Origin of the sequence: Lentzea albidocapillata subsp. violacea, assembly GCF_900100275.1 — a bacterium.
GTDB classification, from domain to species: Bacteria; Actinomycetota; Actinomycetes; order Mycobacteriales; family Pseudonocardiaceae; genus Lentzea; species Lentzea violacea.
The window spans coordinates 303,225-322,033 of sequence record NZ_FNET01000003.1; the positions used below are offsets into that span (position 1 = coordinate 303,225).

General features: G+C 67.3%; 26 protein-coding genes. 16 read left to right on the forward strand and 10 right to left on the reverse strand.

The window, feature by feature from the left end:
- The first annotated feature begins 31 nt into the window (after positions 1 to 31).
- The 3 genes from BLR21_RS09400 to BLR21_RS09410 are packed head-to-tail and all read left to right on the forward strand — an operon-like array spanning position 32 to position 1,921.
- The gene (locus BLR21_RS09400) at positions 32 to 760 is read left to right on the forward strand and encodes an SOS response-associated peptidase (protein WP_090005415.1); all 729 of its coding nucleotides are present in this window, start codon (positions 32 to 34) and stop codon (positions 758 to 760) included.
- Positions 757 to 1,368 carry an alpha/beta hydrolase family protein gene (locus tag BLR21_RS09405; protein WP_030476582.1) on the forward strand — a complete coding sequence of 204 codons (612 nt, stop codon included), beginning with the start codon at positions 757 to 759 and terminating at the stop codon, positions 1,366 to 1,368. Before BLR21_RS09400 ends, BLR21_RS09405 begins: the two co-directional genes overlap by 4 nt.
- 10 nt (positions 1,369 to 1,378) lie before the next feature.
- Positions 1,379 to 1,921 (forward strand): DinB family protein, encoded by a 543-nt coding sequence (locus tag BLR21_RS09410; RefSeq protein WP_090005623.1) that lies wholly within the window; start codon positions 1,379 to 1,381, stop codon positions 1,919 to 1,921.
- A gap of 7 nt (positions 1,922 to 1,928) precedes the next feature.
- Here the strand turns inward: BLR21_RS09410 and ybaK are convergent, their stop codons facing one another.
- Positions 1,929 to 2,405 carry a Cys-tRNA(Pro) deacylase gene (ybaK, locus tag BLR21_RS09415; protein WP_090005416.1) on the reverse strand — a complete coding sequence of 159 codons (477 nt, stop codon included), beginning with the start codon at positions 2,403 to 2,405 and terminating at the stop codon, positions 1,929 to 1,931.
- Between the two features lie 50 nt (positions 2,406 to 2,455).
- On the opposite strand from ybaK, the gene BLR21_RS09420 reads away from it, so the two are divergent.
- Together BLR21_RS09420 and rsrA are read left to right on the forward strand one after the other, a co-directional pair.
- Positions 2,456 to 3,130 (forward strand): sigma-70 family RNA polymerase sigma factor, encoded by a 675-nt coding sequence (locus tag BLR21_RS09420; protein WP_256334581.1) that lies wholly within the window; start codon positions 2,456 to 2,458, stop codon positions 3,128 to 3,130.
- Positions 3,127 to 3,387 (forward strand): mycothiol system anti-sigma-R factor, encoded by a 261-nt coding sequence (gene rsrA, locus BLR21_RS09425; RefSeq protein WP_030476587.1) that lies wholly within the window; start codon positions 3,127 to 3,129, stop codon positions 3,385 to 3,387. Before BLR21_RS09420 ends, rsrA begins: the two co-directional genes overlap by 4 nt.
- A gap of 73 nt (positions 3,388 to 3,460) precedes the next feature.
- Here the strand turns inward: rsrA and BLR21_RS44645 are convergent, their stop codons facing one another.
- A complete protein-coding gene (locus BLR21_RS44645; protein ID WP_369809028.1) occupies positions 3,461 to 3,535 on the reverse strand; it encodes a 50S ribosomal protein bL37 in 75 nt (24 codons plus the stop codon).
- A 55-nt stretch (positions 3,536 to 3,590) separates the two neighbouring features.
- Between BLR21_RS44645 and BLR21_RS09430 the strand changes: the two genes are divergently transcribed.
- Positions 3,591 to 5,069 (forward strand): PAS domain-containing sensor histidine kinase, encoded by a 1,479-nt coding sequence (locus BLR21_RS09430; protein ID WP_090005624.1) that lies wholly within the window; start codon positions 3,591 to 3,593, stop codon positions 5,067 to 5,069.
- Between the two features lie 141 nt (positions 5,070 to 5,210).
- On the opposite strand, the gene BLR21_RS09435 is transcribed toward BLR21_RS09430, so the two are convergent.
- Both BLR21_RS09435 and BLR21_RS09440 read right to left on the reverse strand, forming a co-directional pair.
- Positions 5,211 to 5,465 carry a WhiB family transcriptional regulator gene (locus tag BLR21_RS09435; protein ID WP_015104912.1) on the reverse strand — a complete coding sequence of 85 codons (255 nt, stop codon included), beginning with the start codon at positions 5,463 to 5,465 and terminating at the stop codon, positions 5,211 to 5,213.
- A 245-nt stretch (positions 5,466 to 5,710) separates the two neighbouring features.
- Positions 5,711 to 6,646, reverse strand: coding sequence for a diacylglycerol/lipid kinase family protein (locus tag BLR21_RS09440; RefSeq protein WP_090005418.1), 936 nt, complete (start codon positions 6,644 to 6,646; stop codon positions 5,711 to 5,713).
- 251 nt (positions 6,647 to 6,897) lie between these two features.
- Here BLR21_RS09440 and BLR21_RS09445 point away from each other — a divergent pair, with 251 nt between their 5' ends.
- The 3 genes from BLR21_RS09445 to BLR21_RS09455 all read left to right on the forward strand — a co-directional run bounded on the left by BLR21_RS09445 (position 6,898) and on the right by BLR21_RS09455 (position 9,066).
- Positions 6,898 to 7,317, forward strand: a complete 420-nt coding sequence (locus BLR21_RS09445) for a hypothetical protein (protein ID WP_090005419.1) — start codon at positions 6,898 to 6,900, stop codon at positions 7,315 to 7,317.
- Positions 7,318 to 7,400: 83 nt separating this feature from the next.
- A complete protein-coding gene (locus BLR21_RS09450) occupies positions 7,401 to 8,111 on the forward strand; it encodes a S1 family peptidase (protein WP_090005420.1) in 711 nt (236 codons plus the stop codon).
- Between the two features lie 142 nt (positions 8,112 to 8,253).
- Positions 8,254 to 9,066 carry an SAM-dependent methyltransferase gene (locus BLR21_RS09455; RefSeq protein ID WP_256334582.1) on the forward strand — a complete coding sequence of 271 codons (813 nt, stop codon included), beginning with the start codon at positions 8,254 to 8,256 and terminating at the stop codon, positions 9,064 to 9,066.
- Between the two features lie 109 nt (positions 9,067 to 9,175).
- Here the strand turns inward: BLR21_RS09455 and BLR21_RS09460 are convergent, their stop codons facing one another.
- Positions 9,176 to 9,967: a glycosyl hydrolase family 28 protein gene (locus BLR21_RS09460; RefSeq protein ID WP_256334604.1), complete on the reverse strand. Its 792-nt coding sequence runs from the start codon at positions 9,965 to 9,967 to the stop codon at positions 9,176 to 9,178.
- On the opposite strand from BLR21_RS09460, the gene BLR21_RS43640 reads away from it, so the two are divergent.
- The 4 genes from BLR21_RS43640 to BLR21_RS09470 all read left to right on the forward strand — a co-directional run bounded on the left by BLR21_RS43640 (position 9,918) and on the right by BLR21_RS09470 (position 11,864).
- Positions 9,918 to 10,064: a hypothetical protein gene (locus BLR21_RS43640; RefSeq protein ID WP_256334583.1), complete on the forward strand. Its 147-nt coding sequence runs from the start codon at positions 9,918 to 9,920 to the stop codon at positions 10,062 to 10,064. The genes BLR21_RS09460 and BLR21_RS43640 overlap by 50 nt on opposite strands.
- Before the next feature lie 134 nt (positions 10,065 to 10,198).
- Positions 10,199 to 10,567, forward strand: coding sequence for a hypothetical protein (locus BLR21_RS41615; protein ID WP_143027666.1), 369 nt, complete (start codon positions 10,199 to 10,201; stop codon positions 10,565 to 10,567).
- Positions 10,568 to 10,685: 118 nt separating this feature from the next.
- Entirely contained in the window at positions 10,686 to 11,261 is a 576-nt protein-coding gene (locus BLR21_RS09465) for a hypothetical protein (RefSeq protein ID WP_143027667.1), read from the forward strand.
- A gap of 33 nt (positions 11,262 to 11,294) precedes the next feature.
- A complete protein-coding gene (locus BLR21_RS09470) occupies positions 11,295 to 11,864 on the forward strand; it encodes a hypothetical protein (protein WP_090005423.1) in 570 nt (189 codons plus the stop codon).
- Positions 11,865 to 11,918: 54 nt separating this feature from the next.
- Here the strand turns inward: BLR21_RS09470 and BLR21_RS09475 are convergent, their stop codons facing one another.
- The 3 genes from BLR21_RS09475 to BLR21_RS09485 form a co-directional block, all read right to left on the reverse strand.
- Entirely contained in the window at positions 11,919 to 12,347 is a 429-nt protein-coding gene (locus tag BLR21_RS09475) for a DUF5684 domain-containing protein (protein WP_218130817.1), read from the reverse strand.
- Positions 12,348 to 12,473: 126 nt separating this feature from the next.
- Positions 12,474 to 12,947, reverse strand: a complete 474-nt coding sequence (locus tag BLR21_RS09480) for a GNAT family N-acetyltransferase (protein ID WP_090005424.1) — start codon at positions 12,945 to 12,947, stop codon at positions 12,474 to 12,476.
- Positions 12,947 to 13,543, reverse strand: coding sequence for a histidine phosphatase family protein (locus tag BLR21_RS09485; protein WP_090005425.1), 597 nt, complete (start codon positions 13,541 to 13,543; stop codon positions 12,947 to 12,949). The genes BLR21_RS09480 and BLR21_RS09485 overlap by 1 nt, the downstream gene beginning before the upstream one ends.
- A gap of 68 nt (positions 13,544 to 13,611) precedes the next feature.
- Here BLR21_RS09485 and BLR21_RS42380 point away from each other — a divergent pair, with 68 nt between their 5' ends.
- On the forward strand, positions 13,612 to 13,776 hold the full coding sequence (locus tag BLR21_RS42380; RefSeq protein WP_176929549.1) for a hypothetical protein: 165 nt from the start codon (positions 13,612 to 13,614) through the stop codon (positions 13,774 to 13,776).
- Between the two features lie 276 nt (positions 13,777 to 14,052).
- Positions 14,053 to 16,713 (forward strand): alpha/beta hydrolase family protein, encoded by a 2,661-nt coding sequence (locus tag BLR21_RS09490; RefSeq protein WP_218130818.1) that lies wholly within the window; start codon positions 14,053 to 14,055, stop codon positions 16,711 to 16,713.
- A gap of 480 nt (positions 16,714 to 17,193) precedes the next feature.
- Here BLR21_RS09490 and sodN read toward each other — a convergent pair whose 3' ends face one another.
- Positions 17,194 to 17,601 carry a superoxide dismutase, Ni gene (sodN, locus tag BLR21_RS09495; RefSeq protein WP_030476597.1) on the reverse strand — a complete coding sequence of 136 codons (408 nt, stop codon included), beginning with the start codon at positions 17,599 to 17,601 and terminating at the stop codon, positions 17,194 to 17,196.
- Positions 17,602 to 17,703: 102 nt separating this feature from the next.
- Here sodN and BLR21_RS09500 point away from each other — a divergent pair, with 102 nt between their 5' ends.
- Positions 17,704 to 17,979 (forward strand): S24 family peptidase, encoded by a 276-nt coding sequence (locus BLR21_RS09500; protein ID WP_256334605.1) that lies wholly within the window; start codon positions 17,704 to 17,706, stop codon positions 17,977 to 17,979.
- On the opposite strand, the gene BLR21_RS09505 is transcribed toward BLR21_RS09500, so the two are convergent.
- Positions 17,969 to 18,568 carry a dTDP-4-dehydrorhamnose 3,5-epimerase family protein gene (locus BLR21_RS09505; RefSeq protein ID WP_090005426.1) on the reverse strand — a complete coding sequence of 200 codons (600 nt, stop codon included), beginning with the start codon at positions 18,566 to 18,568 and terminating at the stop codon, positions 17,969 to 17,971. The genes BLR21_RS09500 and BLR21_RS09505 overlap by 11 nt on opposite strands.
- Positions 18,569 to 18,809 lie beyond the last annotated feature (241 nt).

Here is an 18,809-nt window from a genome sequence, read left to right on the forward strand (position 1 = left end):
GGGACAATTGGGACTTCGGAGGTGATCGGATTTGTGTGGTAGGTACGCCTCCACCAAGGACCCGGCGCTGCTTGCGGCCGAGTTCGACGCGGTGGACGGGACCGGCGACGAGGCACCGGGGGCCGACTACAACATCGCTCCCACCAAGCGGGTCATGGCCGTGGTCGAGCGGCAGTCCGAGGACGAGGAGCTGGAACGCAGCATCCGCGTCATGCGCTGGGGTCTCGTCCCGCACTGGGCCAAGGACCTCTCCGGCGCGGCCAAGATGATCAACGCTCGCGCCGAGAGCGTGCTGACCAAGCCCGCGTACAAGCAGTCGGCGATCAAGCGGCGCTGCATCATCCCCGCCACCGGTTGGTACGAGTGGCAGCCGGGCGAGGGGCGCAAGCAGCCGTACTTCATCACGCTCGGGGACGACACGTCGCTGGCGATGGCGGGCCTGTGGTCCGTGTGGTGGAAGGACGACGTTCCGACCGTGACGTGCGCTGTGCTCACCACCGACGCCATCGGCGCGATGACCGAGGTGCACCACCGCATGCCGTTGCTGCTGCCTCAGGACCGATGGTCGGCGTGGCTCGACCCGACGTCGCTGGACCCTTCAGAACTGCTGGCCCCCGACCCGTCGATCGTCGAGGCGCTCGAGCTGCGCCCGGTGTCGACCGAGGTGAACAGCGTGAAGAACAACGGGCCGTCCCTGATGGACCGCGTCTCGCTCACCGAAGACGAGAAGCCCTCACCCACGTTGTTCGAGCTGTCATGACCACGCTGTTGGTGGACACGCCGCACGGTCCCGCGCGGGCCTCACTGCACTGTGCCCACGAACCGCGTGCGGCACTGCTCCTGGGCCACGGCGCCGGCGGCGGCGTCGAGGCCCCGGACCTGGTCGCCGCGTGCCGCGCCGCGAACTCCGTCGGCGTGCACGTGGCGTTGATCGAACAGCCCTACCGCGTCGCGGGCCGTCGTGCCCCGGCGCCGGCCGGCCAGCTCGACACGGCGTGGCTGTCGGTGGTCGAGGACCTGGGCGAACGCTGGTTCGACGGCCTGCCCCTGGTGTTCGGGGGCCGGTCGTCGGGCGCGCGCGTGGCCTGCCGGACCTCGGTCGAGGGCCAGGCCGTGGCGGTGCTGTGCCTGGCGTTCCCGGTGCACCCGCCGGGCAAGCCGGAGAAGTCGCGGATGGCCGAGCTGGACGGCGTCGAGGTCGCCACGCTGGTCGTGCAGGGCGAGAACGACCCGTTCGGCCAGCCCGGCCACGCCCACCACCGTGAGGTCGTGCTGCTCAAGGGCGACCACTCGCTGAAGGCGTCGGTCGCGGACGTCGGCCGCTATGTCGGTGAGTGGATGGACCGGGTGCTGCGTCCCTTGGACTAACGTGCGGCGCATGACGGTCTTCGATGAGCAGGGCAGGCCAGAACCACCGATGGGCGGCGACGAGCTCGCCACCCTCAAAGGCTTCCTCGAGTTCCACCGCGCCACCCTCATGTGGAAGATCGAGGGCCTCACGGCGGAGCAGTTCAACGCGACCGCCGCGAAGTCCACGATGACCCTGGGCGGGATGGTCAAGCATCTCGCCTACGTGGAGCAGCAGTGGTTCCGCGTCGTCCTGCACGACCGTGAGCCGCTGGAACCGTGGGCGAGCGTCGACTGGAAGGCCGACAACGACTGGGACTGGTGCTCGGCTGCCGACGACACCCCGGAGCAGTTGCGTGCGTTGTGGCTGCGCGCTGTCGACGACGCCCGGAAGGACCTCATCGAGGCACTCAGGCGCGGCGACCTGAGCCAACCGGCGAAGCGAGCGCCGTGGCGTGACGGACGCGTCCCCAGTCTGCGGTGGATCCTCACCCACATGATCGAGGAGTACTCCCGCCACAACGGTCACGCCGATCTGATCAGGGAAGCGATCGACGGCCAGACGGGCGAATAGCGTTGAGCTAGGAGCTGATCTTCGCGACCACCGCTCCGGTGAGTTGCACCAGGTCGGCAGGCGTGATCTCGACCTCGAGGCCACGCCTGCCGGCGCTGCAGAACACCGTGCCGAACTGCAGGGCCGACTCGTCGACCACCACCGGCAGCCGCTTTTTCTGGCCAAGAGGTGAAATACCTCCGGCGACATAACCGGTTGCGCGCTCGGCGTCGGCGACAACGGCCATCTTCGCTTTCTTGCCCTTCAGCGCGGCGGCGAGACCCTTCAGGTCGAGCTGCACCGTCACCGGCACGACGCCGACCGCGAGCTTGCCGTCCACCTCGGCCACGAGCGTCTTGAAGACACGCTCCGGCACCAGTCCGAGCGCCTCGGCCGCCTCCAGCCCGTAGGACTCGTGGCGGGGGTCGTGCTCGTACGAGTGCAAGGTGTGCGCCACCCGCTGCTTGTCCAGCAGCGCTGTGGCGGGGGTCCCACGTCCGGCCATGCGGAATTACTACCAGCACCTCGGTTGTTACCGAGAACGTGGCAACGAACATGCTTGAGCGGTCACGCGTAAAGTCAGCCCCGACCCAGAACCTGTGGGAAGGGAGCGCGGTGCCCGCCACCGGCACGACAGAGACGACGGCGGAGCGCGCTGCACGTTTCGAGCGCGACGCGATGCCCATGCTCGACCAGCTCTACTCGGCTGCCCTGCGCATGACGCGCAATCCGGCGGACGCCGAGGACCTGGTGCAGGAGACGTTCCTCAAGGCCTACTCGGCGTTCGCGTCCTTCTCGGAGGGCACGAACCTCAAGGCCTGGCTGTACCGGATCCTGACGAACACCTACATCAACGGCTACCGCAAGAAGCAGCGCCAGCCGATCCAGCAGCCGACCGACGAGATCACGGACTGGCAGCTGGCGCGGGCGGAGAGCCACACCTCGTCCGGGCTGCGCAGCGCCGAGGTCGAGGCACTCGACAACCTGCCCGACAGCGACGTCAAGGAAGCATTGCAGCGGTTGCCGGAGGAGTTCCGGATCGCGGTCTACCTCGCCGATGTCGAAGGCTTCGCGTACAAGGAGATCGCAGACATCATGGGCACCCCGATCGGCACGGTGATGTCCCGGTTGCACCGGGGCCGTCGCCAGCTCCGCGACATGCTGGCGGACGTCGCCCGCGACCGCGGTTTCCTCCGAGGCGGCAACGGTAGCAACGGAGGCGCGTCATGAACTGCGGCGAACCCCACGACACCGACTGCTCGGAGGTGCTGTCCGAGGTCTGGCTGTTCCTGGACCAGGAATGCGACCAGGGCCGGCGCGCGGCACTGCAGACGCACCTCGACGAGTGCCATCCGTGCCTGGAACAGTTCGGGCTGGAGGAGCACCTCAAGGCGCTGCTGGCCCGCAAGTGTGGCGGAGACTACGCGCCCGCCGATCTGAAGGCGCGCATCCGAGCCACGATCGTGGAGATCCGCGCCGAGGACTGAACGTCCTCAGCAAGACCCCAGCAAGACAAAAGGCCCTGGTCACCGTGGTGGTGTCCAGGGCCTTTCGCAGCACTCAGGCGTTGGGGCGCTTGCCTCGGTTGGCGCCGCCCTTTTTGCGGTCGCGGCGCTTGCGAGCACGCTTCGACATGGGAGTCTCCTAGGATCAGAACTTGCTTCATCGACCAGTTTCTCATGGAGGAGTTCTGAGCACGCTCACGGACCTGCTGGCCGAGCACACCAAGCTCTCCGGCGCCGCCGTCGACCACCTCCAGCTGGTCGTCGCGGAGTGGCAACTCCTCTCCGACCTGTCGTTCGCGGACTTCGTCATGTGGGTCCCGCTCGAAGACGACAGGTTCCTCTGCGTCGCGCAGGCCCGTCCCACGACGGCGCCCACGGCTCACCCGGAGGACGTCGTCGGCAGTGAGGTCGACACGGAGGACCATCCGCAGCTGCGCCGGGCCATCGACGAGTCGCGGATCTGCCGCGAGGAGGACCCGCGCTGGCACCTGGGCGTGCCGGTGCGGCGCGAGACCATCCCCGTACGACTGGGCAGGGAGGTCATCGCGGTGCTGAGCCGCAGCACCAACCTGGCGGTGCCGCGCGTGCCGTCGCCGTTGGAGATCTCGTACCTCGGCAGTGCGGCCGACCTGTGCCAGATGATCGCGGACGGCACCTTCCCCGCGCCCGAACCCTCGCCGGACGTGCACACCAGTCCGCGCGTCGGCGACGGCCTGATCAGGCTCGATCCGTCCGGTGCGGTCGTGTTCGCCTCGCCGAACGCGCTGTCGGCCTACCACCGCATGGGGCACGCGTCGGACCTCGTGGGCGTGCACCTGGCGCCGTTGACGCGCAGCCTCATCGGCGACCCGTTCGACGCCACCGAGGTCGCTCAGCGCATCAGGCAGGCGCTGGACGGCCAGCCGTCGATGCGGATGGAGGCCGAATCACGCCGTGGCGCCGCGGTGCTGTTCCGTTCTTTGCCCCTTAGGCCACGGGGACAGGCCGCGGGCGCCATCGTGCTGTGCCGCGACGTCACCGAGGTGCGCCGCCGCGACCGCGCGTTGATGTCCAAGGACGCCACGATCCGCGAGATCCACCACCGCGTGAAGAACAACCTGCAGACCGTCGCGGCCCTGCTGAGGCTGCAAAGCCGCAGGTTGAGCAACCCTGAGGCGAAGGAGGCACTGGCCGAGTCCGTTCGCCGTGTGACCTCGATCGCACTGGTTCACGAGACGTTGTCGATGAGCGTCGACGAGCGGGTCGACCTCGACGACGTGGTCGACAAGGTCATCCCGATGATGAGCGACGTGGCGGTCACCGAGACGCAGGTCAGCGTGCGCCGTGAGGGTGGGTTCGGCATCGTGCCGGCCGAGATCGCCACCCCGCTGGTGATGGTGCTGACCGAGCTCGTCCAGAACGCCTTCGAGCACGCCTACGCCCCTGGCCAGCGCGGAGAGGTCGTCGTGCACTCCGAGCGGTCCGCGAAATGGCTCGACGTGACGATCACCGACGACGGCAAGGGCCTTCCGCAGGGTTTCTCCCTGGAACGCACCGATCGGCTCGGTCTGCAGATCGTTCGGACCCTTGTCGATTCCGAACTGAGAGGCTCTTTGAGCTTGCGGCGAAGGCCCCGAGGCGGTACAGAGGCGGTCCTGCGCGTGCCGCTCAGAGGGCGGCGCTAAACTAACGCCGTGCACACGTGACGACCAGCCTCAGCGGTCTCACGTGGTCATGCGGGAGGGTGTGCAAACAAAAGAAAAAGCCCGACACCTGGCACGGTGTCGGGCTTTTTCCGTAGAGCTTGTTCGCGGCTAACTGCCTGGTCAGGCGTTGCTGCGGGCCCGCGTGCGGGCGTTGCGGCGCTTGAGGGCGCGGCGCTCGTCTTCGCTCATCCCGCCCCACACGCCGGCGTCCTGGCCGCTCTCGAGTGCCCACGCGAGGCAGTCGGAGACGACGGGGCAGCGGCGGCAGACGGTCTTCGCCTCGGCGATCTGAAGCAGCGCGGGACCACTGTTCCCAACGGGGAAGAACAGCTCGGGGTCCTCGTCGCGGCAGATCGCGCGGTGGCGCCAGTCCATTGGAACTACTCCTCAGCCTAGGCGCGCACAAAGGCACGCCGGTTGTCAGCGGTCGGTTTGGGGTGCTTGTGAATGCTTTCACGAACGGCTGGGATGTCAAGGGGTAACCACTGACCCGGTGAGTGAACTCACCCAAAAGATCGACAGCGTTCACCTGGGGTTTCACGCTCTGCTGTCACTCGACCGCAGTACATCCCGGCTGGATACCGAGACGGTCACGAACCGATCACGGACTGTCAAGGTCCTTATACGGCAACAGTCAATGCATCGGCGACCGCACGGAACTCCACCGCCGTGGTCGTGCCGAGGAAATCTCCGTCCACCTGGAGGTTCGCGGGCTCCTCGCACTTCACTCTGACATAACCCACGTCATCACGCCGAACGAGATTCCCGCTCTTCGGATTCCCCGTCGCCAGGACCTGGGCCACGTAGCGCCCGACCGTGGGCACCCGCAACGTCCTCAACGCACTCAGGCCGAGGCCGCCGTCGAACGACGTGCTGGGGTTGAGCTGGATCGCCCGGTCACCGAAGTACGTCCACGGGTCGGTGTTCGACACGAACACCATGCCGACGTCGTCGAACGGCGCCTCGTCCGGCACCTCGACGGTGAAGTGCTGCGGCTTGCGCACGTTCTGCGCATAAGCCTTGAGGGCGACGCTCAAATAGAGAGCGGGACTGGCGTTGTGGCCCTTGGCGCGCTTGCGTTCCACCGCGGCGACGACATCGGCGTCGAGGCCCATGCCCGCGTTGAACGTGAACCAGCGGCCGTTCTCGATGACGTCCGCGAAGACCTGGCCGAGTCCGATGCGACGCCTGGTGCCGTGCTCGATCGACTGCAGCAGGACGTGCGTGGCCTCGACGGGGTCGCGCGGAATGCCGAGCGCGCCCGCGAAGACGTTGGCCGAACCGCCGGGCACGACGCCCAGCATCGGCTTCTCGGGGCGGGGGCCGTCGCGCAGGATGCCGTTGACCACCTCGTTGACCGTGCCGTCGCCGCCGTGGGCGATGACCAGGTCGAACCCGTCCGCCGCGGCCTGGTGGGCGGCGTCCGCCGCATGACCGCGGTAGGAGGTCTCGATGACCTCCAGCTTCACGTCGCTGGCGAGTGCGTGCGCCAATACGTCACGACCCGCCGGCGTCGTTGTAGTCGCCTGCGGGTTCACCACGAGAAGAGCGCGCACTACTTGAGAGTAAGACAATGCGTGACCATCCGCGGCTCGCATGTCCTCCCTCAGGGTGGCTACAGCCTCACGAAAGTGGCGTAAATCTCCCCTCCGTCAGCACCGCGTTCACCTCGCAGCCGAGTGCACCCCGGACGACCGCCGGCTCGCTGAAGGCCCCTTGATCTTCCTCCGTGGGACGTGCTCGGAGAGCCCTCCAACCGGGTGGCCTACGATCCGTGACCAGTACAGAACGTGATGAAAGGTCTCCCGTGACCACTCGGATCCAGGCGCCGCCGCGCGCGGTGCGCATCGCGTCCGCGCTCACCTTCGTGCAGGCCCTGGGCGGCATCGCGCTGGCCGTCGCGCTCGTCATCCGGGTGATCGGGGGATCAACGCCCGCCGGCCCGATCCTCGGTGCCGCCGGTGTGCTCGTGATCTGGTTCGGCGGAGCGCTCCTGGCGACGGTCATGTTGTTCCGCGGGCACCACGGCGCCCGCACGCCCGTCATCGTCACGCAGCTGCTGCTGATCGGCTGTGCCTGGTACGCGTACGGGCCTTCGGAGCAGCCGCTGCTCGGTTCGCTGGGCGGGATCTACTGCGTCGTCGTGCTGGTGTTCCTGTTCACCCGCGACGGGCGCAAGTGGGCGTTGGGCCTGGACGACGTATCGGAAGGCGACAAAGCCGACTAACGGAGGGTGGTCACAGTCACACGGCCGGGTGAAGCTGTGGGTGGTTGCTTAACCACTCCCTGCACTCACCGAGGTGACCAACCATGCGTTTCACCATTGCGATCGCGGGCGCCGTCCTGACGGCTCTCTCCCTCGCCCCTGCCACCGCCACGGCCGCTCCGGAGAACCCGGACATGTCGCCGATGATCATCGGCGGCAGCTACGCGCAGAACTTCCCGTACGCGGCGCGCCTGTTCGCCAACGGACGGGAGAACTGCTCCGCCACGAAGATCGCCCCCAACTGGATCCTGACGGCGGAGCACTGCGTGGCCCGCAGTGCCACGTACACGTTCCGGGCGGGCAGCCTGGACCAGCACTCCGGTGGCCAGATGGTCACCGCGAACCGGATCATCAAGCACCCGTCGGCGGACCTGGCGCTGGCCAGGGTCTCGCCGGCGATGTCCGGCCCGTTCGCCCCGCTCGTCGCGCAGGTCAGGACCAACCAGACCGTGCAGCTCTACGGCTGGGGTGCCACGTGCACGAACCAGCCGGAGATCAACTGCCAGTCGCGCTACCTGAAGGTCGCGAACACGCGCGTCACGAGCACCAACGGCAAGGACTACCGCGGTGGCGTCGCCATCTCGGTGACCAGGGTCGACGGCATCGCGGCCGGCGGTGACTCCGGCGGTCCGATGTTCGCCAACGGCCGCCAGGTCGGCGTCGCCTCGACGTCGGACCGTTCCACGCGTTCCAACTACACCAGCGTCAACCACGGCCCCTACCGCAGCTGGATCACCCAGCACGCGGGAGTGTGACCAACCCTGACTGACCAGCGGTAACCCTGCGATGGCCCCCGGCTCCGGCCGGGGGCCATCACCCTACGTGACCACTAATGGTGGATGGACACGAACGGAGTAGCCAGTTACCGTGCCTCCAGCGTTCGCGCCGCTCGGGAGCATGGTGAGGTGCCCAGTGCAGGACGGCCCGCAGCGGGTGACAAAAGGCGATTCCGAACGCCCGAATGTGGCTCGTCTGTTCGACTACTACCTCGGCGGAGCGCACAACTTCGCGGTCGACCGCGTGGTGGCCGAGGAGATCATCAAAAGGTTTCCCGTCGCCGAGATGGCGCGCACGATCAGGTCCTTCTCCCGCCGCGTGGTGCGCCTGTGCGTCGAGGAGTACGGCATCCGCCAGTTCCTCGACCTGGGCAGCGGCATCCCGACCGCCGGCAACGTCCACGAGGTCGCCCAGTCGCTCGACCCGTCGTGCAACGTCGTCTACGTCGACAGCGACCCGGTGACCGTGGCCCACGCACGCACGATGCTGCGCGACAACCTCAACGCCGCCATCGTGCAGTCCGACATCTGCGACGTCGGCGCCGTGCTGCGGCACCCGGAAACGCGCCGCCTCATCGACTTCACCCAGCCGGCTGCAGTGCTGATGATCGGCGTCCTGCCGTACGTCACCGACGAGCCCGCAGGCGTCATCGCGCGCTACCAGGCCGCGCTGTCCGAAGGCAGCATCCTGGCTTTGACCCACCTCACGAAGGACGTGGAGCCCGAGCTCGTCGCCCGGCTGGTCAGCCTCGGGGACGACATGGGGTCGACGCTCGTGCCGCGGTCCAAGCAGGACGTGGAGGAGTTCCTCTGCGGCCTGAAACTGCTGGAGCCCGGCCTGGTGCTCGCTGCCCACTGGCGGGCGGACGGCGAACTTCCCGGTATGTCCGCCGCCGCCGACGCGTCGACGTACGGCGCCGTCGGGATGGTCTAGCTGTTCTTCGCCCGCAGCGCTTGACCGCTCGTGGTCGTGCTATCGGTCACCGAAGTTTCGCTGCTCCTACGCCATTGCAGGTCGTTCGCACCGGTGCCGCGTTCCACCTTCACGCCGTTGAGCGAGATGTTCTGCACGCTGCCCGTGGTGATGGCCGGCCGCCCGGAACCGTCAGCTTCACGTTCTCGAACGTCAGACCGGTGATCTTCGAGTTGGACCGGCCGGAGACGGTCGACGCGTACTCGGCGTCGCCGGGGATGTCGCGAGGCGCGGTCAGGTTCGGCCGGTGATGTTCCGATAGGTGATGTTCCGGATCTTGCCGGTGGGCGAGCTGTGCGGCGGCTGCCGCGTTGGCGACGTGAAGATAGATCGGTGAGGCGGTCCTGGTGAGCTGGATGTTGTCGTGGAGGACGTCCTCGATGACCGCGCCGTCCATCGACACCATGCCGAGGCCGGCCTTCGAGGCGCCGGTGATCTTGAGGTTGCGGAACTGGATGTTCCTGAAGCTGCCGCAGGTCTCCGAGCCGAACTGGACGGCGTTGTTCTCCGTCGACTGGATGGTGGAGTCGCGGACGATGTTGTTCTCGCTCAGGAACGTCTTCTCGGTGGCGTAGTCGCTCTTGAACGCCACCGCGTCGTCGCTGGAGATGACGGTGGAGTTCGACAACTCGATGTTGGAGCTGTTGATGAAGTTGATGCCGTCGCGGTCGTCCGGGGTGTCGACGGTGATGCGATTGAGCTTCATCCCGTTGCAGCCGTTGGTGATGATCGCGAAGTGACCGGCTTCCCTGAAGGTCACGTCGGTGATGTTGACGTTCTTGCAGAACTTGAGCGATAGCATCTTGTCGCCCTTGCCCGCCGGGATGTTCTCGCCGGTCTCCAGCTTGTTGGCGCCGTCGATGACGCCCTTGCCGGTGAAGCTGATGTTCTCGACGTTCTCACTCCACAGCAGGGCGTTGCGGAAGTGGCTGTGTCCGAAGTCCTGGTACCTGCGGTAGGCGGGGGTTGGGCACCGGTGCGTCGATGCCGCTGCCGGACGCCACGATCCGGGCGGCCTGCTGGATGTTGATGGTGACGTTGCTCTTGAGGTGGATCGAGCGTGAGAGGTATGTGCCCGGCGGAACTTCGACGGGTGCCGTTGCCGGCTGTGATGGCCCTGTCGATGGCGACCGAGTCGATCGCCTTGCCGTCGCCTTTTCGCGCCGTAGTCCTGACGTTGGAGCTGGCCGCCTTCGCCACGCCCACCGGTGCCACGCCCACACTGGTGCGACGAACGGGCTGCTCGGCGTCTGAAGTTCTGAAAAGCTTTTCAGAAGGAATTTTAGTGAATGTCGGCGTCGGAAGTAAAGGGGATGTGGAGTGTGATCTGGCCGCGGCTCGTGACCTGTGGCGACGGTGCTCATCTGTTTCTGGCGTGACCGGAACAGTTGAACATTGCGAGGCCGATTCGATTGTTCTGGAAGAAGGTGTCCGCCATTTGGCGGTGTGCGCGCGGGTTTAGCTGCTGGCAAGGTGAATTCGTCGGCGGTTGGGGGGCTATTGATTGAGTCGACTCGCTGGATCCTAGGGGCTTCCCTTCGTGCGTCGGCATGTGATTGTCTCGACTTAATGGAGATGACATGTCCGGTAGATCATTAATTGCGGCGACGACGGCTGCGATGGCATTTCTTTCTGTTCTGGGTCTGACGACGGCCGCGTCCGCGTCGGAGGGTTCGACGGTGACCTACTCGGTCGGAATGAGGATCGGCGGATTCGACCCCGAGGTCGCCAAGGCGAACGGGTACGAGATCCGCACCGACGAGCAGGGCAGGCAGTACTCGGTCAAGCTGGGCGAGGTCGGCACCCAAAGCCAGAACGGCGGACGCCTCTACGGCGACTGCGGGAACTCGTGGGTGCGGGTAAACGGTATCGGCCGGCGCGTGGCACGCCTCGAGACCTCGTGGGACGTGATCCTGCCGGTGGTTGCCTTCGAATGGCACATCACCGTGATCGACACAGCTGGTGTCAGCTCGCAGGACTGGGGGCCTCGGCCTGGCCCCGGCTCCACGCACTGGCAGGACAGTCGCGATCTGCCGGGAATGGCCGTCGGCACGGTCGACGCGCAAGTCACGCCCACTGCGAGCAAGGTGCAGATGAACAACGGGGCGTGGTGCTACTCCGGCGGTCCGAGGGACAGCGGGTGGATTTCCGCATAAGCAGCGCTTGCGCACGCTGGTAAAGTAGGTTTCATGGATTACGCAGAGCCCGGGAAGCAATTCCGCTTTCCGGGCCTGCCTCAGGTATTCGCCGAGTTCGGCCGCCCCGTTCTCGTGCTGGCGCGTCCTGAGGTGGGCTCGGTCTGCATGATCGGCACAGGCAGTGTCGACGGAACGCCGTGGACGGTGGACGCCGAGTACCTGGATCAAGTCGGGTCCGAGATGAATCGGATGGCGCTCGTGCGCACTCATCGTCCGGTGGAATCGCGGATGGTCGATCGTGATCCACTCAGCCTGTTGCGCAGTGCCTTTTCGTATTTTTTTGCGAACGCGGCCGACACGGGTTCGGCCGACGAACAACGGCAAGTCGCGGACGACGCCCGCGCCGTGGCCGACGCCGCTGTGGCGCGTCCGGCTGAGCTACGGATCGACGGCGTGCGTGTGGGCTGTGTGGCGTTGGGGATCGGCGATCGTCAGGGGCTCGTGGTCGAGCACGGGGACGTCGTCGTGACGGTGGTGCTGGCAGCGGGATCGGACTGCGATGTCGAGCTGGTGACAGTGCCCCGTACCCCGGCGGCTCCTTGGCTTGATTGGATGAGCTGAAGGCCGGTCCGCGGAGTCCAGGGTGACTTCGCGGACCGGCCTTCGTGATCTTGCTCAGCCCGTGTAGGCGGCCTGCTGGCCCGCGAGCGCGGCCGGGCCGCGGTACTGCGCGTTGCCGAAGCCGAGGATCGCGTAGCCGACGATGCTGAACAGCCACAGGCCCACGATGCCGAAGACGGCGTCCTTGCCGAAGGACTTCGCGATGTCGATCGACAGGATCGCGAGCACCACGACGTTCACGCCGGGGATCAGCAGCAGGACGGTCCACCAGGCCGGACGGCCGCCGATCTGCGTCATCACGTAGAGGTTGTAGATCGGGACGATCGCGGCCCAGCCCGGCTGGCCGGCCTTCGCGAAGGTCTTCCACATGACGACGATGGCCGCGACGACGATGACGAGGCTGATGATGCCGACGAAGGCGAGCGTGCCGAGCAGTGCGGCGGTGTCGGCCTCGGTGAGAGTCGGCTGCTGTGACGGGTCCACGGTCTTTCCTTCTTTCCACGCTTGCTTTGTGCCGGGGGATCGGCGTGCGGGGACGCTGCCAGGGTCGTGGACCCGTCCTGTGTGGAATAACCGTTTCGTGAGCCTTTTGAGACCTTCCGTCAACCTTCAGCGTGCAGAGCCGAGCCTGACCAGGGCTTCCTCCGCGACGCGCATCGTCGTCCACTCGTCCATCGGCACGGCGCCCAGCGACCTGTAGAAGCCGATGCTGGGCTCGTTCCAGTTCAGCACCCACCACTGCAGGCGGGTGTACCCCTTCGCGACGCACTCCTGGGCAAGCGCTTCCAGGAGCTGCTTGCCCAGACCGTTGCCGCGCTGGTCCGGCGTGACGTAGAGGTCTTCGAGATAGATGCCGTGCACGCCGTCCCACGTCGAGAAGTTGAGGAACCACAACGCGATGCCGACGACCTCACCGTCCACTTCGGCCACATGGCCGAACAGCGCGGGGCTCTCGTTGAACAGTGCGGTGTGCAGCTGTTCCGCGGTGAGGTGGCACTGCTCGGGCGCCTTCTCGTACAGCGCCAGTTCGTGGACCAGGCCCACGGCCGCGTCGACGTCACGCGGTTCGACCCGCCGGATCATCACATCTCCCACGCGGGCACGTTGAGCCTGCGCACCTGCGGGTCGCCCCGCTCGTCGCCCAGCTGGCAGATGCCGGCCGGGTCCAGTCCGAAGTGGACGCCCTGGTCCGGCGCGAGGCCGAGCCACGCCGCGATCAGCACGCGGCTGAAGTGCCCGTGGCCGACCAGCACGACGTCGCCGCCGGTCAGGATCTTGCGCACCTCGCCGAGTACCTTGCGCGCCCGGTCCTGCACCTCGGCGTGCGTCTCGCCGTTCGGCATCGGGTGCGACCACACCGTCCAGCCGGCCACGCGCTCGCGGATCTGCGGCGTGGTGATGCCCTCGTAGTCGCCGTAGTCCCACTCGGCCAGGTCCTCGGTCGTCGCGCTGACCTCCAGCCCGGCCAGTGCGGCCGTCCTGGTGGCGCGCTGCCGGGGACTCGTCAGCACGAGTGCGGGTGCCTGGTCGGTGCCTCTGAGCCGTGCGAGCGTGGCGCCCGCGCGGCGTGCTTGCTGCTCGCCCTCGGGCGTCAGCTCGATGTCAGTGCGTCCCGTGTGCCTGCCGCTTTCGGACCACTCGGTCTGGCCGTGCCGCAGCAGGTAGAGGTGGGTGCTCACCTGTTCGATCCTAGGGAGTGACGGGGAGCACGTTTGGGGGAGTCCTCCTTCGAGGTACCCAGCGCGCCATGACCGCCGAGCACCCCCACCACGGCGCCCCCGACGACGAGGTCGACGCCCAGGAGATCCGCGAGGCCTTCGGGGTTCGCGTCGCACGCATCCGCACGGAGCTCACCTCGACGTGGAACAAGCTGAGCCAGAACGAGCGCGACACGGACACCAGAAGGCGGTGAGGCTGCACCGGGCGTGATTCGCGCGGAAATCCCGAGAGCCGAACGTCGATCGCATTTCGGGTGTGCTCGAAATGCGGGCGTGCTGCGGGACCGCCTGCTCGACCTGGACACCGTCTTCCAGCCGGAAGACGACGAAAGCCCGATCTTGGGCTGAATGGCGTAATACTCCCGGATGGTTGTCGTTTTGATTGGCGGATTCCGGGCGAAATTGCGTGCCGTGTGTTGTGCGACATGGCTAGAACGGAGTGGATCGTCCTTTTTGAGGGGGACCCGCACATGCGTCGCACAGTCGCTTTTCTGATACCTGTTCTGCTGGCCGCAGTACTACCGGCGCTCCCCGCGTCGGCCGCGCCGGAACCACCTTCCTCGCCCGACTGGACCGTCTCCGGAGACGTGATCCGGTGGACCACCTCCACGCCCATGCCGTTGCTCGACGCGGGCGTGGAGTTCTGGGAGGGCGACCGGTTCCTGGGGCGTGCCCAGGAGTCGGCGAACCTGCGGACCTTCACCTTGAAGGCCGCCCTGACCGACCCCGCCGCGCTCCAGGTGCGGTCGGCCGGCAAACGCCTGGACGTGGTGCAGCCGCCGGCGGCCGGGCTGTCCGTGCCCGAACTGCCGGCGTCGCAGCCACCGGCGGACGTGGATCCCGGCACGCCGGGGCCGTACGCCACCGGCACCGGCGAGTACGCGCTCGACCCGATCAAGCTGCCCGAGTACGCGGCGCCGATCGAGATGGAGGCCGTCGTCGTCGCGCCCAAGGGTGCGCCGGGCAAGCGGCCGCTCGTGCTCTTCCTGCACGGCAGGCACTTCACCTGCTACAGCAAGTCCGATCCGAACAGGATCCTGATGAGCTGGCCGTGTCCCAGTGGTTCCACGGCCGTGCCGAGCCACCAGGGATACCTGAAGGCGCAGCAGTTGCTGGCGTCGCAGGGATATCTGACGGTGTCGATCTCCGCCAACGGTGTCAACGCCCAGGACGCGATGACCGCCGACGCGGGTGCGCAGGGGCGTTCGTCGCTGGTGCGCCACCACCTGGCGAAGTGGGCGGACTGGTCCTCCGGCCGGGGCACCGTGCCCGCAGCCGTGCAGTCCGCACCGGCCGCCGACATGACGAAGGTGCTGCTGGTGGGCCACTCCCGTGGTGGCGAGGGCGTCAACCGCGCCGCCACCGACAGCCTCACCCCGCCGCCCGGCGACACCGGGTTCAGCGGCCCGGTGCGCTGGAACATCCGCGGTGACGTGCTGATCGGCCCCACGATCTTCGGTCACAACCCGGCACCGGACGTTCCCTCGGTGACGTTCCTGCCCGGTTGTGACGGTGACGTGTCCGACCTGCAGGGCCAGATCTTCGTGGACCAGACGCGCGGCCTGAGCCGTGGCGACGCGTTGCACAGCGCGCTCTACATGGTCGGCGCGAACCACAACTACTTCAACAGCGAGTGGACTCCCGGCCAGGCGCAGGCGCCGGCGTTCGACGACTTCTGGCCAGGCCAGCAGCCGGACCCGCTGTGCACGCCCGGCGCCCCCACCCGCCTGACCGCAGACCAGCAGCAGGCCATGGGTGCCACCTACGTCGCGGCGTCCGCGCGCCTGTTCCTCGGCCGCGACGAGTCCGTGCTGCCACTGCTGGACGGCTCCGGCGTCCGCGCGCCGTCCGCCGACCCGGCCCGCGTCCTCTCGCACGCCATCGGTGGCGACCGCAGGCCGTTCGTGGTGCCGGACGGTGCCACGCAGGTGTCCGGCAGCGCGCGGATCTGCCAGCAGACGTCCCGTGACGCCGCTGCCGCCTGCAGCACCACGCGTTCGCCACACTTCGTCGGCTTCCGCGGTGCGGTGGCGCAGCCCGAACGCCTGTCGGTCGCGCTGAAGTGGTCAGCCGCCGGTCAGGCCGGGGTGATCACGCCTTCCGCGCCGGTGTCGCTGAACGGCTCGCGCGACCTGGCACTCCGCCTGGCCGTCCCGCCGAACGCCGCGGCCACCCGCTTCGGGGTCTCCGTGACCGACCACAGTGGACAGAAGCGCGAGCTCGGCTCCGTCTCGGTGACCGGTCTACCCGGCTCGGACCGCACGAGTTCGTTGTGGGCACAGGAAGTCCGCGTCCCGCTGCCCTCGGGCGTAGGCCGCGTCGCTTCGCTGGAACTGGTTCCCTCGTCTGCGGCCGGTGAGGCGTGGCTGATCGACGCCTATGGCTGGGACAAGGGGCTCGTCCCGGTGGTTCCCACCCGCCTGGCCCGTGTCGACGCCGTCGTCACGGCCGTCGACGAGGGCGACTCAGGCACGCAGACCCACAACATCGTCGTCACCGCGACCGGCAACGGCACCCGCGTGATCAGGCTCTTCTACAACGAGCCGGGCAACAAGCCCGCGACCAGGCTCGTGACGCTCAAGCCGGGCGAGCACCGCGCCGAGGTGCCGGTGACCTACACCGGCAACACGAAGTGGAGCGGCGACGTCCGCCATCCCGTGTCGGTGCTGGCGATCTCCAACGCAGTGGTCGGTTCTGCGACCGGTGGGCTGCTGGTGCGCAACGACGACGCCGCGCCTGAGGTGACGGTCACTCCTGTCGCGGACAGCGTGGTGGAGGGCGGTGCGCTGAAGTGGAGGCTGACCCTGTCCGAACCGGTCGACTCGCCGGTCACGCTTGGCGGGGTGCCGGTGGTGCCTGCCTCTGGGACTGAACTGTCCACAACGGACGTTGATGCGGAGTGGCTCCTGCGGAACTCGGGTGAGGAGGCGCTGCCTTCGCGGCCGTTGTCTGCTACTCAGCTTGGGTTCTACGCGTTCATTCGCGCGGGCGAGACCTCGGTCGAGTTTGAGGTGCCTACCGTGGCCGACGCTGAGACCGAGGGTGAGGAGCAGGTCAGGCTGAAGTTCGAGGGCATCTCGCCCACCGGGACGGATTTCGAGGTGATCGGCAAGGTCGGGGAGGCGGCGTAAGTGGGTGGTTGGTTTGTCTGCCGCGACTCTTGTGGGTGGTCGGGTTGGGGGCGGCCTGGTCGCCTTGCGTGCTTCCCCTGGGGGCGCTGCCCCCAGACCCCCGGCAATCTGATCAGGGGGTAGCGCCGCACGTAGGTAGATGGCACGCCTGTTGAGCTGGGCGGCTGCGCGTTGCTTTGAGGGTTGCGTTGGCGGTGGGGTCCCATCACGAGCCGCACCAAGAGCGGGCCACATGCAAGGAGGGGTGTCAAGCGGACGAAAAGCGTGTCCGCTTGACACCCCTCCTTGCATGCAGCAAGAGCTATGGCGCGACTCGTGATGGGACCCCACCGCCTGGCCCGTTTGGTAAGGACGGCTCGCCTGCGGCTTCGCGTTTGTGTGCGCGAAGGACAGATTGTGCGAACCCGAGCGGGCTGAATGAACGACGAACGGCGCCGCCCCTGCTGGGTGCGGCGCCGTTCAGCGAAACCGTTGCGGGGCTCAGCCCTGCTTGGTCTCCCAGAAGATCTTGTCGATCTGCGCGATCAGGTCGAGCAGCGCCTGGCCCGAAGCCGGGTCCATGGACCCCTTCGTGCCGCTCGCACCCGCGGCCTTGGTGGCGCGGTTGAACAGGTCGTGCAGTTCGGGGTACTTCTCGAAGTGCGGCGGCTTGAAGTAGTCCGTCCACAGCACCCACAGGTGGTGCTTGACGAGCTCGCTGCGCTGCTCCTTGATCAGGACAGCGCGCTCCCGGAACTCCGGGTCCTCGTTGGCCTGGTACTTCTCCTGGACCGCCTTGACCGACTCGGCCTCGATGCGGGCCTGCGCCGGGTCGTAGACACCGCACGGCAGGTCGCAGTGCGCGGTGGCTTCGACGCGCGGGCGGAGAATGCGCGACACGAGTCGCATCGTTCCTCCCAGAATGAAAAAACAGTGGATGCTCCGACAGGTAGGACCTTACTCCGGCCGATCGAAGGGTGATCGTTGAGACCGCGTCTCTCCACCGTGCTCGTGCGGGGTCCGTCGATGGCTCCTGCCCTGCGCGACGACGACATTGTGCTGGTCAGGTGGGGTGCGGTGCCCAGGCCTGGGCAGGTTGTGCTGGTTCGGTGGGCGAGTCGGCCTGGCCAGCTGTCGGTGAAGCGTGCCTCCCACGAAGTGGACGGGGGGTGGCACGTGGTGGGAGACAACCCGTTCGCGAGCACGGACTCCGAACACCTCGGACCTGCGGAGGTGCTCGGAGTCGTCAAAGCTCGACTATGGCCGAGGCCGGGTTTCAGGCTTTGAGGGACGCGTACAGGGTCAGGCAGTCCTCGTAGCGGGGCAGCACGCCGGCTTCGTAGGCCTCGGCCAGGGTGGGGGCCGAGGTGTCCTTCTCCGACAGCTGGAACTCGAGCTCGCGTGGCCACGGCAGGTCGAGCGCCGGGTCGAGTGGCGTCAGGCCGTGTTCGCCGGACGGGGTGTAGACGGTGGAGCAGAGGTAGTTCATCGTCGTGTCGTCTTCGAGAGCGATCATCGCGTGGCCCAGGCCCTCGGCGAGGTAGACCGCGTTGCACTTCTCGGCGTTCACCAGGACGGCGTCCCACTGGCCGAAGGTGGGGGAGCCGACGCGGATGTCCACGATCACGTCGATGAACGAGCCGCGCGGGCAGAAGACGTACTTCGCCTGGGACGGCGGCACGTCCGCGTAGTGGATGCCGCGGATCGTCCCCGCCCGGGAGACGCTGTGGTTGGTCTGGGCGACCCGGAACGGGTGCCCGACCGCCTCCACGAAGGCGGCCTCCTGGTACGGCGAGACGAACACGCCGCGGTCGTCGGGAAATGTCCGAGGGGTGAACTCGAACGCGCCGTCAATTTTCAGCGAACTCGCCTGCATGGCGTCACTCTAAGGCGTCAATTTTTCTTGACCGATCGGGTGCTTCCTGCCTGCAGAAACCGACCGGTCGGTGCAGAAAACCGGACGGACGTCTTGCTACATGCCCTCTGACCTGCGGAAAAAGTGTGATCCCCGCCGCAGACAGCAACGCGCGACCCTGCCACACTTCCCGTCACCCGCAGCCCTCGGGCGGTTCTCCGACGCAACTCGTCGGAGGGCACGACCGAGTTTCCAGGCCCCG

Coding starts and splice junctions, on each gene's coding strand:
- BLR21_RS09405 (WP_030476582.1), top strand. CDS start 757: ATGACCACGCTGTTGGTGGACACGCCGCACGGTCCCGCGCGGGCCTCA.
- BLR21_RS09410 (WP_090005623.1), top strand. CDS start 1,379: ATGACGGTCTTCGATGAGCAGGGCAGGCCAGAACCACCGATGGGCGGC.
- ybaK (WP_090005416.1), bottom strand. CDS start 2,405: ATGGCCGGACGTGGGACCCCCGCCACAGCGCTGCTGGACAAGCAGCGG.
- BLR21_RS09420 (WP_256334581.1), top strand. CDS start 2,456: ATGCTTGAGCGGTCACGCGTAAAGTCAGCCCCGACCCAGAACCTGTGG.
- rsrA (WP_030476587.1), top strand. CDS start 3,127: ATGAACTGCGGCGAACCCCACGACACCGACTGCTCGGAGGTGCTGTCC.
- BLR21_RS09435 (WP_015104912.1), bottom strand. CDS start 5,465: ATGGACTGGCGCCACCGCGCGATCTGCCGCGACGAGGACCCCGAGCTG.
- BLR21_RS09450 (WP_090005420.1), top strand. CDS start 7,401: ATGCGTTTCACCATTGCGATCGCGGGCGCCGTCCTGACGGCTCTCTCC.
- BLR21_RS09455 (WP_256334582.1), top strand. CDS start 8,254: ATGGTGAGGTGCCCAGTGCAGGACGGCCCGCAGCGGGTGACAAAAGGC.
- BLR21_RS09465 (WP_143027667.1), top strand. CDS start 10,686: ATGTCCGGTAGATCATTAATTGCGGCGACGACGGCTGCGATGGCATTT.
- BLR21_RS09470 (WP_090005423.1), top strand. CDS start 11,295: ATGGATTACGCAGAGCCCGGGAAGCAATTCCGCTTTCCGGGCCTGCCT.
- BLR21_RS09480 (WP_090005424.1), bottom strand. CDS start 12,947: ATGATCCGGCGGGTCGAACCGCGTGACGTCGACGCGGCCGTGGGCCTG.
- BLR21_RS42380 (WP_176929549.1), top strand. CDS start 13,612: ATGACCGCCGAGCACCCCCACCACGGCGCCCCCGACGACGAGGTCGAC.
- BLR21_RS09490 (WP_218130818.1), top strand. CDS start 14,053: ATGCGTCGCACAGTCGCTTTTCTGATACCTGTTCTGCTGGCCGCAGTA.
- sodN (WP_030476597.1), bottom strand. CDS start 17,601: ATGCGACTCGTGTCGCGCATTCTCCGCCCGCGCGTCGAAGCCACCGCG.
- BLR21_RS09505 (WP_090005426.1), bottom strand. CDS start 18,568: ATGCAGGCGAGTTCGCTGAAAATTGACGGCGCGTTCGAGTTCACCCCT.